The organism is Thermostichus sp. OS-CIW-33 (assembly GCF_054059615.1).
On sequence record NZ_JBSSCH010000002.1, the window covers coordinates 1 to 17,180 of the forward strand.

At 59.6% G+C, this 17,180-nt stretch carries 10 protein-coding genes and 2 pseudogenes; 6 read left to right on the forward strand and 6 right to left on the reverse strand.

What is annotated here, in order from left to right:
- Positions 1 to 78, forward strand: a pseudogene (locus tag ACVWZG_RS01450) (IS5-like element ISSoc13 family transposase); the annotation flags it as partial.
- 14 nt (positions 79 to 92) lie between these two features.
- Here ACVWZG_RS01450 and rpsD read toward each other — a convergent pair.
- The 3 genes from rpsD to ACVWZG_RS01465 all read right to left on the reverse strand — a co-directional run bounded on the left by rpsD (position 93) and on the right by ACVWZG_RS01465 (position 3,532).
- Positions 93 to 704, reverse strand: coding sequence for a 30S ribosomal protein S4 (gene rpsD, locus ACVWZG_RS01455; RefSeq protein ID WP_011432724.1), 612 nt, complete (start codon positions 702 to 704; stop codon positions 93 to 95).
- A gap of 176 nt (positions 705 to 880) precedes the next feature.
- On the reverse strand, positions 881 to 2,017 hold the full coding sequence (gene gmd, locus ACVWZG_RS01460) for a GDP-mannose 4,6-dehydratase (RefSeq protein ID WP_011432725.1): 1,137 nt from the start codon (positions 2,015 to 2,017) through the stop codon (positions 881 to 883).
- Between the two features lie 132 nt (positions 2,018 to 2,149).
- Positions 2,150 to 3,532 carry a nicotinate phosphoribosyltransferase gene (locus tag ACVWZG_RS01465; protein WP_457388620.1) on the reverse strand — a complete coding sequence of 461 codons (1,383 nt, stop codon included), beginning with the start codon at positions 3,530 to 3,532 and terminating at the stop codon, positions 2,150 to 2,152.
- Positions 3,533 to 3,847: 315 nt separating this feature from the next.
- Here ACVWZG_RS01465 and ACVWZG_RS01470 point away from each other — a divergent pair, with 315 nt between their 5' ends.
- Both ACVWZG_RS01470 and ACVWZG_RS01475 read left to right on the forward strand, forming a co-directional pair.
- Complete coding sequence (locus ACVWZG_RS01470; RefSeq protein WP_457406901.1) at positions 3,848 to 4,918, forward strand: isochorismatase; 1,071 nt, start codon at positions 3,848 to 3,850, stop codon at positions 4,916 to 4,918.
- 49 nt (positions 4,919 to 4,967) lie between these two features.
- Positions 4,968 to 6,335 carry an ATP phosphoribosyltransferase regulatory subunit gene (locus ACVWZG_RS01475; protein ID WP_457406898.1) on the forward strand — a complete coding sequence of 456 codons (1,368 nt, stop codon included), beginning with the start codon at positions 4,968 to 4,970 and terminating at the stop codon, positions 6,333 to 6,335.
- On the opposite strand, the gene ACVWZG_RS01480 is transcribed toward ACVWZG_RS01475, so the two are convergent.
- The 3 genes and pseudogenes from ACVWZG_RS01480 to ACVWZG_RS01490 all read right to left on the reverse strand — a co-directional run bounded on the left by ACVWZG_RS01480 (position 6,319) and on the right by ACVWZG_RS01490 (position 11,003).
- On the reverse strand, positions 6,319 to 7,398 hold the full coding sequence (locus ACVWZG_RS01480; RefSeq protein ID WP_457406896.1) for a DNA polymerase III subunit delta': 1,080 nt from the start codon (positions 7,396 to 7,398) through the stop codon (positions 6,319 to 6,321). The two genes, ACVWZG_RS01475 and ACVWZG_RS01480, sit on opposite strands and share 17 nt — an antisense overlap.
- Before the next feature lie 3 nt (positions 7,399 to 7,401).
- A complete protein-coding gene (locus ACVWZG_RS01485) occupies positions 7,402 to 9,759 on the reverse strand; it encodes a hypothetical protein (RefSeq protein WP_457406893.1) in 2,358 nt (785 codons plus the stop codon).
- Positions 9,760 to 10,079: 320 nt separating this feature from the next.
- Positions 10,080 to 11,003, reverse strand: a pseudogene (locus ACVWZG_RS01490) (IS630 family transposase).
- A 178-nt stretch (positions 11,004 to 11,181) separates the two neighbouring features.
- Between ACVWZG_RS01490 and ACVWZG_RS01495 the strand changes: the two are divergent.
- The 3 genes from ACVWZG_RS01495 (at position 11,182) to ACVWZG_RS01505 (ending at position 17,177) form a co-directional block, all read left to right on the forward strand.
- Positions 11,182 to 11,349: a hypothetical protein gene (locus ACVWZG_RS01495; RefSeq protein WP_083757636.1), complete on the forward strand. Its 168-nt coding sequence runs from the start codon at positions 11,182 to 11,184 to the stop codon at positions 11,347 to 11,349.
- A 120-nt stretch (positions 11,350 to 11,469) separates the two neighbouring features.
- A complete protein-coding gene (gene recJ, locus ACVWZG_RS01500; RefSeq protein ID WP_457406890.1) occupies positions 11,470 to 13,743 on the forward strand; it encodes a single-stranded-DNA-specific exonuclease RecJ in 2,274 nt (757 codons plus the stop codon).
- 134 nt (positions 13,744 to 13,877) lie between these two features.
- Positions 13,878 to 17,177 (forward strand): AAA family ATPase, encoded by a 3,300-nt coding sequence (locus ACVWZG_RS01505; protein WP_457406888.1) that lies wholly within the window; start codon positions 13,878 to 13,880, stop codon positions 17,175 to 17,177.
- Positions 17,178 to 17,180 lie beyond the last annotated feature (3 nt).

The following is a 17,180-nucleotide window of genomic DNA, read 5'->3' on the forward strand; positions in this document are numbered from 1 at the left end:
TTTTCTCGTTTTGACAAATTGGCCAGGAACTTCTTGAGTTTTCTCTATCTCGTCAGTGCTCTCTTTTGGCTCAAATGAAAGATCAACACAACCTAGAGCTTGCGGGAATAGAACTCAACCACCAAAAGCTCGTTGACCGGGGCGCAAATTTGCTCGCGGGGGGGCAATTCCTTGATGCGTCCGCGCAGCTTTTCTTTGTCAAACTCCAGGTAGTCCGGCAAAAACAACCCCGGATACTCCGCGTAGGCGGCCACCAGCTTGCGGGAAGATTCCTTATTTTTTACTGTAATCACATCCCCCACTTTGCAGCCATAGCTGGGAATGGTTACCTTTTGGCCGTTAACCTCTATGTGGCCGTGGCTCACGAGCTGCCGAGCTGCCGGAATGGTTGGAGCCATGCCCAGACGAAACACGATGCAATCCAACCGCATTTCCAGCATTTGCAGCAAGGCCAAACCGGTGGATCCCTTGGAGCGCCGTGCCTTGCGCATGTAGCGGATCATCTGCCGCTCGCTCAGCCCGTAGTTGAAGCGCACCTTCTGCTTTTCTTCTAAGCGAATGGCATATTCGGATTTTTTCTTGCGCTCGGCGCCATGCATACCGGGCGGGTTGGTATTTTTGGGGCGCTTGCGCGTCAAGCCGGGCAGATCAAGTCCCCCGAAGCGACGAATAATTTTTAGGCGGGGGCCTGTGTAGCGGGACATGGGGGCATTTCTCCGAAATCAGCAAACAAAGTCAGCAAGAGATGGTCAGCTGGGGAGCAAGAGGACGAGGCACCAAAAGAATCGGCGATCTACTATATTAAGCGTTTAGTTCCTGCTTTGGACAAGGGGTCAAGGCTGTCTTTTGGGATCCCTTCTCCACCGTTGTATTCACCCTGTCAGTCGTAGTGAACCCCCAGCTGGGTGCGGATGAAAGCGCGATCTTCGCTGAGCAGGCCGTTGAGGGTGCGCCGTTCCCCCAAGATGGGATCCGGATCCAGGCCGATGGCTTCCAAGTCGGCCAGCACCATCAGCTCCACCAACTGCGGGAAGCTCACCTTGGGCTCCCATCCTAGGACTCGCTTGGCTTTTGAAGCATCCCCCAACAGCAGATCCACCTCGGTTGGGCGGTAGTAGCGGGGATCGATCTCGATCAACACTTGGTCTTTGTACAACCCCTGTTCGGCTTGGCCGGAGCCTTTCCAGGTAATCGGCAGGCCCACCAGCGCGAAGGCCCGTTCCACAAACTCGCGCACAGTGTGGGTTTCCCCGGTAGCCAGCACATAGTCATCCGGCTGGGGTTGTTGGAGCATCATCCACATCCCCTCGACGTAGTCTTTGGCGTAGCCCCAGTCCCGCTTGGCATCCAGGTTGCCCAGGTAGAGCTTGTCCTGTTTGCCGGCCACAATGCGGCTGACGGCGCGGGTGATCTTGCGGGTTACAAAGGTTTCCCCTCGCCGTGGGCTTTCGTGGTTGAACAAGATACCGTTGCAGGCGAAGAGGTTGTAGGCTTCGCGGTAGTTGACCGTCTGCCAGTAGCCGTACACCTTGGCACAGGCATAGGGGCTGCGCGGGTAGAAGGGGGTGGTTTCCTTTTGCGGGATCTCTTGCACCAGGCCGAACATCTCCGAGGAGCCTGCCTGGTAAAACTTCACCCGGATCCCGGTGCGCTGCTGGTAGTCGCGGATGGCCTCTAGGAGACGCAGGGTACCCATGGCCACTGCATCGACGGTGTATTCCGGCGCATCAAAGCTCACCCGCACGTGGGATTGGGCCCCCAGGTTGTACACTTCCGTCGGCTGCACCTGTTCCAGGATCCTGCGCAGGGTGGTGCCATCCGTGAGATCCCCGTAGTGAAGGAATAGCCTAGCCTGGGGGTCATGGGCATCCACGTAGATGTGGTCGATGCGGTCGGTGTTGAAGGTGCTGGCGCGGCGGATGATGCCGTGAACTTCGTAGTTTTTCTTCAACAACAGCTCGGCCAGATAGGAGCCATCCTGTCCGGTGATGCCGGTAATTAGGGCACGTTGGGTCATAGAGCTGGGGGCAAAGACTAGGAAAACACCAAAAATCAAAATGGCCTGAGGCTCAAGTCCAATGGCAAAACTCAAACCTCAAAGCGGAGACCTTGAAGCTAGAACATTATAGTGCAGCGGGACTCCTTCTCCTCAGGCAGGGCCCGCCGAGGCACATTCCTGGCCAAGGGTGTGGTCTTTCAACCGTTGCAAAGCGGCAGTCAGGGCTGTGGGCCAGGGATCCGGCTGGCGCAGTTGTCGCACTCCCTGGGGCAGGCACAGCACAGAGGCGCGGCTGGTGCGGGCAATGGCTTCCAGATCCGGCAAGGGATCCAGCAGCAGCCCTTTTTCCATAACTTTGCGCAAGAGCGGTTCGTAGCCAGGAGGCGGGGGCTCGTCAGCATGGCCCAACAAGTCTCCTTCAGGGCCGCGAAAGATCTGCTTGCGACCGGGAAGGGTGGCTTTGGCAAAGGAAGCTTTGGCCACTGGGATCCCGTTGATTTCCACCAATTTGTACACCCCGTTTACGCCTTCTCCAGTTACCAGGCGGGTGCCCACCCCATAACCGCTGATGGGGGCTTGGGAGCGATGCAGGCGCTCGATCTCGTATTCGTCCAAATCCCCACTGACGAACACCGGGGCTCCTTGAGGCAAAATTTGTTTCACCCGGCGAGAGAGATCTTCCAAATCTCCCGAGTCGATGCGCACCCCGCCGATTTCCCCCTGGGATCCCAGTTGATCTGGGCTTCTGGCCGCAAAGAGCTGGGCTGCTGTGCGCGCCCCTTGGATGGGATCGTAGGTATCGATTAGAAGCGCAGCTTGGGGAAAGTAGCGCCGAAAGGATTGAAAGGCGCGGGTTTCGTCTCCCGAGAGAGCAGCAATGGCCATCACTAGGGAATGGGCCATGGTTCCTGCCGGCTTGCGCCCCAATTTCAGGGCTGCCAAGACGTTGGAGGTGGCATTGAACCCTGCCGCCAGAGCCGCCCGGGCTGCCCACAGCCCCGCCTGGGGACCAAAAGCTCGCCGGGTGCCGAACTCCAACAAAATGGCCTCATCCCCTGCTGCATCTCGCATACGGGCCGCCTTGGTGGCGATCAGGGTCTGGTAGTTAAAGGTGGACAGCAAGTAAGTTTCCACCAGTTGGGCTTGCCAGAGGGGGGCTTCCACCCGCAACAGGGGCTGGTTGGCGAAAATGGCGGTTCCTTCCGGCACCGCCCACACATCCCCCTCAAACCGGCAGCGGGCCAGCAGCTCCCAAAAGCGCTCCGGCGCATCGGCGAAAATGCCCGTTTCCCGCAGCGCTCGCAAAGCCTCGGGGGCGAAGCTCAGTTGCTGCAGATAGTCCACTGCCTGGGTGAGCCCCATGGCGATTAGGTAGCCATAGTCGGTGGGCAGCCGCCGCACGAACAGCTCAAAGGCAGCGGGCTGAGCCTCTAGCCCTTCCCCCACGTAGCAAGCGGCCATGGTGAACTGGTACAGATCGGTTAGCAAGCCATAGTCTTGGGGCTGCAACGACGAGAAATCAGGGCTCAACATGAAAAACCTCGGGGCAGAAGCCAATGGGGAACGGCGGGATCGAGCAGAGGGCTGTTGCGAAGGTTATAGTGAAACTTACCATAAGTAAGGCTGCTTGTAGGGATCCACCAGAAGCATCACAACCCCAAAAAACCCTAAAAATCGGCCTCGACAAGACACCAAACCCAAACTCAGCCAGAAATACAGGCGGCCATCTGGACAAAACCTCTTCCCCAACTTATAGTGAAACCAACCATAAGTACCAGCCCGACTTCCTTTAACCTTAGATCAAGCTTGTGCAAGCCTGGTCAATCCAGCCCCCACCGGGAGAACGCCATGAATGCCACTCTACAGGAGCTAACGGTTGCGGCTCCAGCGGGCCTTCCCCCCCACTTTGATCCGGAGCGGGTGGGAGAGATTTGGCGCGTGCCCTACCAACAGCGGGCAGCAGAAGCCGAGCTCTGGGCCAAGGAGCAAGGGATCCCGCCGGCAGAGGCGGATCGGGTGCGGGTGGGCTTGCTGCTCATTGATGTGCAGAACACCTTTTGCATTCCCGGCTTTGAGTTGTTTGTGGCCGGTTCCGGCGGATTGGGAGCGGTGGAAGACAATCGACGGCTTTGTCAGTTCATCTACCGCAATTTGGCCTGCCTCACCCAGATCATTGCCACTCTCGACACCCACACGGCCATGCAGATCTTCCACCCCGTCTTTTGGGTGGACGCGCAGGGAGCCCATCCTGAGCCGGCCACGGCCATTTCGGCAGCCGATATCCGCTGCGGGCGGTGGCGGGTGAACCCGGCTGTAGCCGCCAGCCTGACCCAAGGGGATCTAACCCGGTTGCAGGTCTACGCTCTGCACTACGCCGAGCAATTGGAGCAGGGGGGGAAATATCCCCTCATCGTCTGGCCCTACCACTCCATGCTGGGGGGGATCGGCCATGCCTTGGTGCCGGCGGTGGAGGAGGCGATTTTCTTTCACGGCATGGCCCGCCTTAGCCAGCCCAGCCTGCAGCTCAAGGGAGCCAATCCCTTGACGGAAAATTATTCCGTGCTTAGCCCGGAGGTTTTGACCGGGCCGGAAGGGGATCCCATCGACGAGAAAAATGAGCTCCTCATCCACCACCTGCTGCAGTTTGACGCCCTGATCGTGGCTGGCCAAGCCAAAAGCCACTGCGTGGCCTGGACGGTGAGCGACCTGCTGCAAGAGATCCAGGCCACGGATCCCAGCTTGGCCAAGAAAGTCTACCTTCTGGAGGACTGCACCTCGCCGGTGGTGATTCCCGGCGTTGTGGATTTCAGCGAACAGGCGGAGGCCGCCTTCGCCCGCTTTGCGGAAGCAGGAATGCACCGAGTGCGCTCCACGGATCCCATCTGGGAGTGGCCTGAGTTTCCCCGGGATCCCAGCTGACCTCCAACATCCGGTATGATGCAGCAGGATCCTCTGCTGGAGCAGCCCTGTGTACGGTCGCGGTAGCGGTGCGGAGCACTCTCGCGGTAGCGGTGCGGAGCACTCTCGCGGTAGCGGTGCGGAGCACTCTCGCGGTAGCGGTGCGGAGCACTTTTGGGATCCCCGCCCTGAGGCCAGTTCCACCGTCTCCAGCAGTCTGCGCCCCCCCAGCGGTGCCCGGGATCTCCTGCCGCGGGAAGTACAACGGCGGGAGAAGCTGGAGGCTCAGCTGACCCGGGTTTTCCGGCGCCATGGCTACCAGCGCATCATCACTCCCACCCTAGAGCGGCTGGAAACGCTGCTGGCGGGGGGATCCATCCGCGCTGAGTCGGTGCTGCAACTGCGGGATGGCGAAGGGACGATGCTGGGGCTGCGCCCCGAGTTCACTGCTTCCATTGTGCGGGCGGCAGCCACCCGTCTAGCCGGTGGGCCTTTGCCGTTGCGGCTCTACTACCACGGCAGCGTTTTTCGCAACAGCCGGCGGGAGGAGGGATCCTACAGTAGCCAGGAGTTTTTTCAGTCCGGAGTGGAGCTGATCGGGGCAGGGGGATGGCTGGCAGATGCCGAGATTCTGCTGCTGCTGGCCGATTGCATTCGCTCGATCGGCATCTCTTCTTGTGTAAACGGGACGGAGGCCGCCTGGACGCTGCTGCTGGGAGATGTCAGCCTCACCGAGAGTTTGCTCAGCGCCGTTGCCCCCACGGCTCAAGCGGCAGTGCGCCGTGCCATTGCCCAGCTCGACTACGTTTACCTGGAATCGGCCCCTCTGCCGGAAGCCGCCCGCCAGATTGGCTTGCAGATTCTGGGGCTGCGGGGCCAGCCCGGCTCAGTTCTTTCTGACCTGGCTCAGTTGCCTGTGCCGCCTGAGCGGCTGCGGGATCTGCGGCAGCTCTGCCAGGTGCTGGAGGAACATGGGGTGCGGGTGGTGCTGGATCTGAGCTTGTTGCAAACCCTGGCCTACTACACCGGTATCGTTTTTCAGGCGGTGGCGAGCGGGGAGGTCATTGCTCTGGGGGGGCGCTACGACCGGCTGTACGCCCTCTACAGCCCTCAGCAGGCCAGTCGCGCTGGCGGCGGCACGGAATCCTCGCAGCCGGGGATTGGCTTTACCCTTCTGCCGGATACGCTGCTGCGGCTCTTGCCCCCCGATCCCCAAACCGAGGAGATGGGCTGCAAACGGTTGGTGGTGCCCCTGGTGCCGGCAGGGATCCCGGCGGCGCTGGCCTTGGCCGCCCGCTGGCGAGAATCGGAGGCGGTGGAGCTGGAATTGCTGGATCGGGCCCCTGAAGAGATCGAAGCCTATGCCCGCCAATGTCGGATCCCGGAGATCGCCTGGGTACAAGCCGACGGCAGCTACCACATCACCCACCCGGGCTAATGCTGGCAAGGTTGACCTCCCAACAGAGACGGGGCTGCACCAGTTGCAACAGGTGTTGGCGAATGCGTTCCAACTGCCGGATGGCGCTCTGCACCCCTGGCGCAAACGGCTGACGGGATCCCTGCGCCCAAAAATGCTGCTGCAAATAATCGATCAGCCACAGTTGTGCCGGCAGCTCCAAACTGGCCACCGCTCTGCCCAATTCCAATGCCTGCTGGAGAGAAGAGTGCCAGGGCCAACGTTTGAGTTCCTCAAGGAGCGACGGCGGGATCTGCTGCAGGTGCTGGTGGGCCAGCAAGGCCAAGCCGGGGCTGCCCTGGGCCAAGGCAATCAGCTCGGATCGAGGGATCCCTGCCAGATCTGGGCAACCCAACCCACTCAGCACCCGGTCGACCTCTTCTGGGCTGAGGCGGCGAAAAGGCACCATTTGGCAGCGGGACAACAGCGTCGGCAACAGCGAGGCCGCCTGGGGGGCGATGAGTATAATATGGGCTGGGCCTGGCTCCTCCAGGGTTTTCAACAAAGCATTGGCAGCGCTTTCCGCCAAGGTTTCGGCTCCCTCCAGCACCACCACCGCTCCCGTTCGCGTAAGCGGGACGGAGTCCTTTAGCGGGGCGGAGCCCTTTCGCTGGGCTCGAATCGGCTTGCGGGCACAGAAGCGGGATACCCCCTGCACCTGCTCCAGGCGAATTTGGGGCGGCGAGCGCCGTTGCAAGGTTTGCGCCTCCGGGGAGTCTGCCGCAATTAGGCGGCCTTGGTGCAGGTAGGTGGGGCTGACCCAGTGGAGATTGGGATGGTTGCCCGCCAGCAGCCAACGGCAGTGGGAGCACTTGCCGCAAGGGATCCCGGAGCTGGATTCGCACAAGAGGGCCTGGGCAAACCAACGGGCCATCAGCTTCCGCCCCACCCCTTGGGGGCCCAAGAAGCAGTAGCTGGAAGTCACCCGCCCCTTCTCCAGGGCCGCCACAAGCAGTCGTGCCGCCATCTCCTGCCCGACAATGTGCTGTGGAGGCAAGACCTTCATCCGCTTGACGGTCTCGGCGCTCGGACGGAGTTCTGGCATATCTCAGCATCCGCTGGCAGAAGCTGGCAGGAAATGTTTGCGAAAATACTGCAGCGTCTCCGGTCGCAATAACCCCCGCTCCACCAAGGGATCCCCCCAGTGGGGCGAAGATTCATCCATCGGCGGCAAGGACTCCAGCACTTCAGCAGCCAACAAGTCGGCAGCCTTGAGGAACTCTCCCACCGTGCGGCACCCCGACAAACGGGCAGAATACCCCCCATCCGCAAAGAACTTGATCGTGGTTGCCTTCAGGCCGGTACACTCGCCGATGACCGCAGTCAGCTTGCCCCCTGATTGTTGCCAGCGGCTGAGGATGTCTTGGATCTGGGGCCGATCCAGCAAGCCCGCTGCCTGCAAGTTTTGGAACAGATGCCTGGCCCAGGGGGTGAGTTCCGCCAGCAAAGGATCCGTCGGCGTGTCCTCAGGATTGGCGGGAAGCTCCCCGGCATCGGTCGCAGGTTCCTCCAGTCTCCTCGTAAGGACTGTGTTTCGCTCACGCGAACGTGCTGGCTCATCTTTGGCGGTTGAACCAGAGAAGTTGGCTGCTCTCAACTGAGCCTGCGCTGCCTCGGCGATCAGCTTTTGCTGTTCGTAACTCACCTGCAGCAGACGGTTGCGATTCTGCTCAATCTTGAGGTTCTCCTGTAAAGTCTCCAAGCTCTGTCGGTAGGCCGCCAGCAGCTCTCGCGCATCTCGCAGTTCCACCGTCAAGTTGGCCTGCTGCTGTTGAAGGGCGCTGAGGCGGGATCCCATCGTTTTCAGTTGTTGTTGAGCTTGCTCCAAGGCTTCTTGGCGGGCTTGCAGGGATCCCTCCAGTTGGACAATGCGCTGGTCGGCTTCGGCCTGTTCTGTCCTGAGCTGAAGGATCAGGGCTTGGCTCTGCTGTAGTTGCTCCTCCAGTTGAGCAAGGTGCGCTTCGTAGTCACGGTTGGCTGCCATCAGCTGTGCTATTTCCGCTTGCAGTTGTTGTAGCTGCGCCTGTAAGCTTTCCACCTGCTCTGGGGGAACATAGCCGGAAAGCCGCGCCATTTGGGCCTCGTGCTCTTGCTGTAGCTGGGCGTAGCGCTCTTGCCACATCTGCAAAGAGGCCCTCAGCTCCGCAATCTGTTGCTCCAAGGCGGCAACCTGCTCTGGCCAGAAGGAATCCAGATGCCGGGATAGAGCAGCCTCTGACTCTGCAGCTTGCTGGGCAAGTTGGGCCTGCAGCTGATCCCGCTCCGATCGGAGCTGCTGGATTTGATGAAGCGCTGCCTCCAATTGGGCGCGTAGGTCAGCCACAACGCTGCTGGGCACCGAGTCCAACTGGCGTTTCTGCAGAATCTGGATTTGCTCTTGCAACTGCTCCAGTTCCGACTGATAGCAATCTCGCTGGGTTTGCAACTGCCGCTGCGCCTTCTGCTCGGCAGCGCGGGCAAGAGCCAGCTCCGTTTCTAGACGTTGCAGTTGTTCCCGCCAAACCCGCAAATCCTGCTGCAGCGTAGCCTGGTGCTGGAGCTCTGCTTGTTGGAGACGGATGGTGGCTTCCAGTTTTTGAATGCGCTGCTGATACTGGTTTTGAAAATCGGCAATCTGCTGGTTCATGTTGGCCAGGATCCGATCCCATTCCTGTTCCTGGAGCTCGATTTGTAGCTGCAAGGCTTCCACTTGCTTGCGGTAGTCGGCCAAGGTGGCCGGTTGAGGCTCATCGGCAAAGGGATCCGAGGCTGCCGCGGCTAATGTTCCAGGGATGGAATCTCCCCCAGCCGCAGATTCAAGACTCGGCGGCTGAACCGTACTCTCTCTCCTGGCCTCTTCGGGTGCAGGCCAATCCTGAGCTGGGTCTTCTCGGCCAGGAATTGTCGATCTTCGGGGGATAGGCTGAACCTCGGGTACGGGATCCTTAGCCAAAAAAGGCTGCAGTGCTTCCCACGCATTGGGGGAAGCCATCCGTTGCAGTTGCACCTGAACATCCAAGGCGCGATCCAAAATGGCTGGCTGTACCCAGCCTTTCCAGGTGAGAATCTCCCCCAATTTCCGCCCGTAGCGACGCTGTTGGGCCAGAGCAACCCGCAACTGCTCAAAATCCAAGTGGCCCAGTGCCACCAAAATCTCTCCCAGAGAAAGAGACTGGCTGGGCAGGAAGCGGTAGAGAGCGGCTGGGGTGAGCCAGCCGTGCTCGAGACACACTTCTCCCAGCTTGAGGTGGTTTTGCTGTTGCTCTCGCAGAGCCTGAGCCAACTGGGATTGGGAGATCAGACCCGCCCGCAGCAAACGCTGTCCCAGCGGCAAGCTCGACTCAGCCTCACCGTCAGCAGCACCCCGCCCCTCCAGAAAGGGGAATGGGGTAGAGCCACTCTGGGAGGAAGAGGAGCGCGGAGGCATCAATAAAGTTCCCAGTTTAGGACTGTGTTGTTGCTGTACTTTAGCTTATCGCCCCTCAGGATAAAGCACAAAGAGATGCCAACGCCACATTGACCAGAAAACTGGGTTACAAGCCCCGCCCTTTATGACGGCTTCTTGATACAGTAACTGCGAACTCCGCCAGCTTGTTCGCCTGCGGCGGCACTGAGTGCTTCGTGGTGCAGTACCTCTTACTAGAGGGACATTAGAGGGACAAAGTATCTGGGAGTCTCTTCCCAGTAATTAGGGCGGCGGCATCCCTCTTCGTGCATAGGGATGGAGCAGTACAGCCTGTTAAGGAATCAAGGGGCACAGTAGCAACACCTAGCAAACCAACTTCGGAAGCAGAATGGATTGATGAGTAGTCAAGAGGTCTCTGCTATCTGCTCCATCCCATACTTCCCGGCTCTGGAAAACTGCCGGATAAAAGGCTTCAATACCGACCACATCCTCTCAATCGGATTCAACTCTGGTGCATACACAGGCAGGTCTATGATCCGCGCACCTGTTCCTTGAATCAAACCCTCCACTTCCGAACTCTAATCACCACCTTCCGCGCATCCAGTTCCGGACATGAGTCACTTTGCAAAAACTCCAGAAAATTGCTCTTCCGCATTCCACCCTTGATAACACAACAGCCTACTGCCTCTCTCCAGGAAATAGCTTCAATAATCTTATGTTTTTTCCCCTTGCATCTCTGACGGTAACTGTAAGCTCTTTGACTGCGTAAACTCCGAGATACCCCTCCGTTCCATTGCCTCTCACACCCTTGTCTGGTCTAGAATAGCTATATCTTCCACTGGTATATTCTTGACTTCTTAACTCTAGGCTAATTGTTGCCTTTGCACCTCCTCTTCTCTGATTTTTACACTGCGGTAATTCTTTTTTAGCGTCATTCCTCGCTTTTTTAAAAAGTTGTCTATCGTAACAGCACTCACATCAGTATCCAGTTGCTCTCGTAGCAGTTCTTGATACTACCACGGATAATAGTTCAGGCGCCTTTCAATGACCGTCATAACTTCTTGCCGGTGTTGTTCCAGAATACCTACTCGCTTTGTGCCGACTTTCTTGGGGGATAAATCCTGAGTTTGTTGATACTGATGCACCCAGTGGTGCAGTGTTCTTTGGGTTACCATGAACTGTTCCGCTACCTGGCGAGTGGAGGTCTTGCCTGCCTGATAAGCTGCCACAACTCTTTGGGATAAATCTAACAAATAGGTTGGTATATATCTCTCTTTTCTCTTGGATACTTGTATCCTAATTCATAGGCTGTAATCGGTGAAGTGCCAAAAATGATTCTGATTCTTGTTTCAGCATCGTTGCCGAGCAACCGCTAGGGTGTAGAGACGCGGATCTTCGACAAGAGGATCCCTAGGAAAAAACGAGAAAGAAGGAGAGAAAATCATGTCTGCCAGCACCCTTGTCCGTTGCGCCTGTGAACACTGCAACTGCAGCTTCGAGAGCAGCCAAGGCTATCGCTACGAAGGTCAACTCTACTGCAGCGAAGCCTGTGCCACCCACAATCACGAGCACCCTTCCGCCTGCTGTGTGGCTTCTCACTGCTGCCAGTAGGGTTCAAGGTAGCCCATCATCCCCAGCCCTTTCCTCTGGGATCCATTTCCCCCCTGGGCCGTTTTTGATAGGCTCCTGAGAAGTTCTACTCTTGTCGGCCAAGGGGTCGGCCTAGCTTGCATGGATTACGGCTGGCGCGAAGATACTCCGCACCGCTGGGAGCTGCTGCCCACTCCCCCCCAGTTCAATCTGGAGCTGAGCCGGGAATACGGCAAGTATGCGGCCAAGGTGATGGCCCTGCGGGGTCTGCACACTTGGGAGCAAGCGCGGGCCTTCGCGGATCCCGAACACTATTCCCCCACACCACCAGCATCCCTGCCGGATCTGGAGCGGGCGGTGGCGCGGCTGCTGCAGGCACGGGAAAGGGAAGAGACCCTGTGCATTTGGGGGGACTTTGACTGCGATGGTGTCACCAGTACCAGTCTCCTGCTCTCGGCGTTACAACCCTTGGGCTTCCGAGTCCAGTTCTCCATACCGCTGCGCAGCACCGAGGGGCACGGGCTCAATCCTCAACGGCTACAGCAGGTGCTGGCCCAGGGCTGCCAAGTGATCCTGACGGTGGATTGCGGGGTGGGCAATGCTGCCGAAATTGCCATGGCCCAAGTCCAGGGGGTGGACGTGATCGTGACGGATCACCACATGCTGCCGGATCCCTTGCCCGCTGCCTATGCGGTGGTCAACCCCTTGCGATTGCCGGCTGAACATCCGCTGCGCTTCTTGCCGGGGGTGGGAGTGGCCTACAAGTTGGCGGAGGCGCTCTACCAAGCCCTAGGGATCCCTGGTGTCGAGCAGCACCTGGATTTGGTGGCGGTGGGAATTGTGGCCGATGTGGCGGTGTTGCAGCGGGAGTGCCGCTACTTGGTGCAGCGGGGCCTGCCGGTGCTGGCCAATACCCAGCGGCTGGGGCTGCGGGCCTTGTTGGATCAGGCCCAACCCAAGGGATCCGTGCTGCCAACAGCCCAAGATGTTGGCTTTCGCCTTGCTCCCAAGCTGAATGCAATTGGCCGTCTGGAAGATGCCAGCCTGGCGGTGGAGCTGCTGACCACCCCTGATCCAGAGCGTGCCCAGGCCTTAGTGCAGCACTTTGTTGCCCTCAATGAGGAGCGTAAGCACCTCACCCAGCAGGTGATCCAAGAGGCCAGCCAACAGGTGGAGAGCATGGATCTGGCCCGAGAAGGAGCCATTGTTTTGGCCGAAGCCGGCTGGAACCCAGGGGTTCTGGGGATCGCGGCGGCGCGCTTGGTGGAGCAGTACCACTGCCCAACGGTGTTGATCGCCAAAGACGAAGCAGCGGGACGGGGCTATGGGTCGGGCCGTTCCCTGCCGGGGGTGAACCTGGTGGAGGCCATCGAGGCTGTGCGCCCCCTGTTGCTGGGGGGAGGTGGACACCCTATGGCAGCCGGGATCCAAGTGGATCTCTCTTGCCTGGCCGCCGTACAACTGGCTTTGCGGCGGGAGCTGGCCGCGCGGGTCAGCCCAGATCACCAGGCTCGCACCTTAGCAGTGGAGATCGTCATCGATTGGGAGCTTCTGGCCTCTCAGGGCCGGGACGGGGTGGCAGAGCTGGATGAGGTGTATCGGCAGGTGCAGCTTCTGCAGCCCTTTGGGCACGGCAACCCCAACCCCGTCGTAGCCCTGATGAATGTTCGCTGCGGCAGCGTTAAGTTGGGGATTTCTCAGAATGGTCGCCACCTGAAGTTTGAGCTGGGATCCCGTACCCTGTGGTTTTGGCAAGCCGGAGAAGAGCTGGAGCGCTGGCAAAAATGCCAGGCTTTGGACATCGCCCTCCAGTTGGAAGCGGATGACCGGGGCAAACAGCCTTGGCAGGGCAAGGTGCTGGCAGTGCGCCCTTCGGGAGAGTGGCAGGCACCCACCCTTTCTGCTCCCCCCATAGAGATCCAAGATTTTCGGCAGAAACCCCTGCCGGATTCGCTGAAAGGGGCCATCTGTTACGACGGGCAGGAGGCCGAGAACCTTGTTCCACCACCAAAAGGGGCAAAGCTGGTGCTGGCCCGCTGGCCCTGGCTACCGGCGGACTTGGCCCAACTGCTGCAACAGGCACAGCCGCAAACGCTGATCCTGACTGCTTCTGGCCACCGCTGGGAGCAGATCCCCCAGCAGATTGCCCAACTGCAAGCGCTGTGGCAAGCAGGCCGACGGGATCCCGAGGATCTGGCTGCAGTAACTGGCTTTCCCCGGCAATGGCTGGCGGAACTGGACGGCCCGGAGCAGATCCCCACGCTGCTGATGGGCCGCCTTCAGGAATCCCAAGCCTTTCACCGCTGGCTGGATGAGGCTAGCCCCACCCAGATTGCCCAACTGTGTCAGCGGCTAATGCAATCGGATCCCCTCTCAAGAGAGACAAGAGAGAAAAGAGAAAAGAACGGAGAGTAGTGAGAAGGGAGTATCCTCACTCCTCTCTCCTCACTTCTCACTCCTCATTGTTGCTCCCCACCGCTGACGCGATACTCTGGATCAAATGGCTCAACCTCATTTTTTCCAGCAACCAGAGCCCCTCAGAGTTTTCCGTGATCCCGGTTCGCCTAACCTTGCACAATTTTCTCTGTTATGCTCATGCCGTTTTGGATCTGCGTGGGATCCATACTGCCTGCATTTGTGGCCCCAATGGGGCAGGCAAGTCCGCCCTGCTCGATGCCCTCACCTGGGGCCTTTGGGGGCAAAGCCGGGCTAGCAATGACAGCGATCTCATCCGCAAGGGGGCCAGCGAAGCCTGGGTAGAGGTGATCTACCGCTCCCGAGGACAAACCTACCGCATCCTGCGCAGCCGTCATCTATCGGGCGAGGGATCCCTGGAGTGGCAAATTCAAACCGGAGAAACCGACGGCCAACCTCGCTGGCGCAGCCTAACCCGCCGCGGCATGCGCGCCACCCAACGGGCCATTCAAAGTCAGCTCAGCCTCGACTACGAGACCTTTATTCACTCTGCCTATCTGCGACAAGGACAAGCGGATGCCTTCACCCTGAAGCGTCCTGGCGAGCGCAAGCAAATTTTGGCCGACATGCTCAAGCTGGGGCAGTACGATCTGCTGGCCGAGCGCTGTCGGGAACGGGCACGCAGCGCCAAACTCAAAGCCGATCTGCTCCAAGAGCGCCTGCAGCAGCTTGACCAACAACAGGCCCACCTTGGCCAAATTCAAGCCGAACTGGAGCAACTCCAACAACAGCAAACCCATCTGCAGCAACTCCTAGCCCAGCAACAGCAGGAATTGCAAGCCCTAGAGCGCCTCTACGAACATCGCTGCACCTTGCAGGAGCGCCATCACCACCTCACCCAACACTTACGGAAGCTCGGCGCCAACCTGCAGCACACCGAGCAACAGTGGCGTGCCCAGCGACAGCACCTGCTCCAGTTGGAAGAGCTGATTGCCCAGAGTGAGGAGATCCTGGCGGGCTACGAACGCTACCAAGCCCTGATGACCCAAGATCGCCATCTCCACCATCTCTTCGAGCAGCAGCAACACCTGCTCCAAGAACACCAAAAGCTCCAGGCCCAGCAAGCCGAGCAGCAACAGCAGCAACTGCGCAAGATGCAACGGCTGCAACAGGAGTTGGCCACCTGCCAAGCCCAGGCCCAAGCCGATGCCCAATTGCTGGCAGAACAGGAACGCATCGAAACCGGCCTGCGCCACTACCAGCAAGCTCAAGAGCGTCTCCAGGCCCTGAACCAAGCCCAAGCGCAAACCGCCGTCCTTCTCCAGCAGCAACAGCATTGGCAAGAGCAAATCCGCCGCGAGCGGGAACGTCTGCAAGCCCGCCTCCAGCTTCTCAGCCAGCAACTGCAAAGCCAGGAAACTCTAGCCCAACAGCAGCAGCAACTGGAGCAGAAAATTGCCGAAGGAGAGGCCGCCTTGGCAGAGCTGGAGCGACGGCGTCTCTACCAGCAGCGGGTGTTGGAAAAAGTCCAAGAACGACGGCTGTTCGTGCAAAAGCTCCAGGAACGCCAGCGGGTTCTCCAGCAACAGTGGCAACAGGAGGAAGAACGCTGCCGCCTGTTGGTGACCACCTGGGAGGAAGGTCAAGAGGTGTTTTCCGCTCAAAGTGCTCCGCGCAGCGAACGAGATCAGGTCACCCCCACTTTGGCAAGAGTGACAGCCCTTGTCGAGGAGACAGCCGAACAAGAGAAGGGATCCCTGGCCCTATCTTCCGCCGGTCAACCTGCCGAGTCATCCCCCGCAACGCCAACACCAGAGCCGCAGGGATCCAGCCTTATGGCTCCGCAGCGCCGTCGCCACTGGACTTGCCCCCTCTGTAGCCGTCCCCTCAGCCTGCGCCTGCGGGATGTGGTGCTGAAAAAACACCGCGAGCGTCAAGAAGAAATTGCCGGCCAACTGTTTGTTATCCGCGAACAACTGGCGGTGGCCGACCGGGAGATTGAACTCTTGCAAGCAGAATACCGCCGTCTCAGCCAAGAACTGGCCACCTGGGATGAGCGCCTGCATCTGCAAGGGCGATTGCAACAGCAGTGGGAAGCCGAGCAGGAACGCCGCCGGCAAATCCAGCTCTGGCAAGCAGAAGCGGCAGAGTTGAGGGAAATCCTCGACCGGGAAGCTTACGCTCAAGAAGCTCGGCAACAGCTCCAGCAGATCCAGCAGGCCCTGCAACAACTGGGCTATGACGAGCGCGAGCACGCCTTACAACGAGGAGAACTGGAGCGCTGGCGCTGGGCACTGGGCCGCTCTCAGGAACTCCGCAAGGCCCAGGAGCGCCGCTCTCACCTATGGGAGCAAATCGCCTCCCTACAGGCACAACTGGAAACCCTGCAACAGGTGGGATCCAAGGACTCCGTCCCGCCAGTGGGATCGGATTCTCCCCTGGCGGAGCGGTTGGCTCAGGTGGAACAGGCGTTAAACCACCTGGGCTACGATGGATCCCTGCACCAGCAGGTGAAAGCCGAACTGGCCCAAGCGCAACTCTGGCCGGTGCGCCTGCAAGCCCTACAGGTGGCCCGCCAGGAACTGCCGGAGGTGGCAGCCCGCACCCAAGCCTTATCCCAACGCCTACAGGAAAGCCGCCAGCACTTTGCCCAGGCCACCCAAGAGTTGGAACGGCTTCAGCAACAACTGGCGGAGCATCCCGAGGTTTTGCCTGCTCAGCTGGAAGGGATCCGCCAAACCCTGCGGGAGCACCGCCGGCGGCTGGATGAGGTGCTATCTCAGATAGGGGCCGCCCAACAACGGCTACAACAGGCGGTTCAACAGCAGGCGGAACAGGCCGAGCTGGAACAGCAACTGCAACAGGCCCGCCGCCAGCAGCAGGTGTACCAAGAGCTGGCCAATGCCTACGGCCGCAACGGCATCCCCGCCCTGATCGTCGAAAATGTCCTGCCCGAGCTGGAAGCCCAGGCCAACCAGATCCTGGCCCGCCTTACCCAACACCGCCTGCACCTGCAATTGGTTACCCAGCGCTCCGGGCGACGCTATTGCTCACCGGCCAAGCTGTCCTCCGTAGCGGGACGGAGTCCCTATGACACCCTCGACATTCTCATTGCCGATCCCCACGGCACCCGCCCCTACGAGACTTACTCCGGTGGAGAAGCCTTCCGCATCAACTTCGCCATTCGCCTGGCCTTGTCCCGCCTGCTCACCCAGCGCTCGGGATCCGACCTGCAAACCTTAATCATCGACGAGGGGTTTGGATCCCAGGATGCCACCGGGCGCGCCCAACTGCTGGCTGCCATCAACGCCATCGCCCCGGACTTTGCCTGCATCTTGGTGATTACCCACATCCCCAGCCTGCAGGATGCTTTCCCCCGCCGCATTGAGGTACAACCCTCTCCCCAGGGATCCCGCCTCTCCATTCGCGGCTAGTCC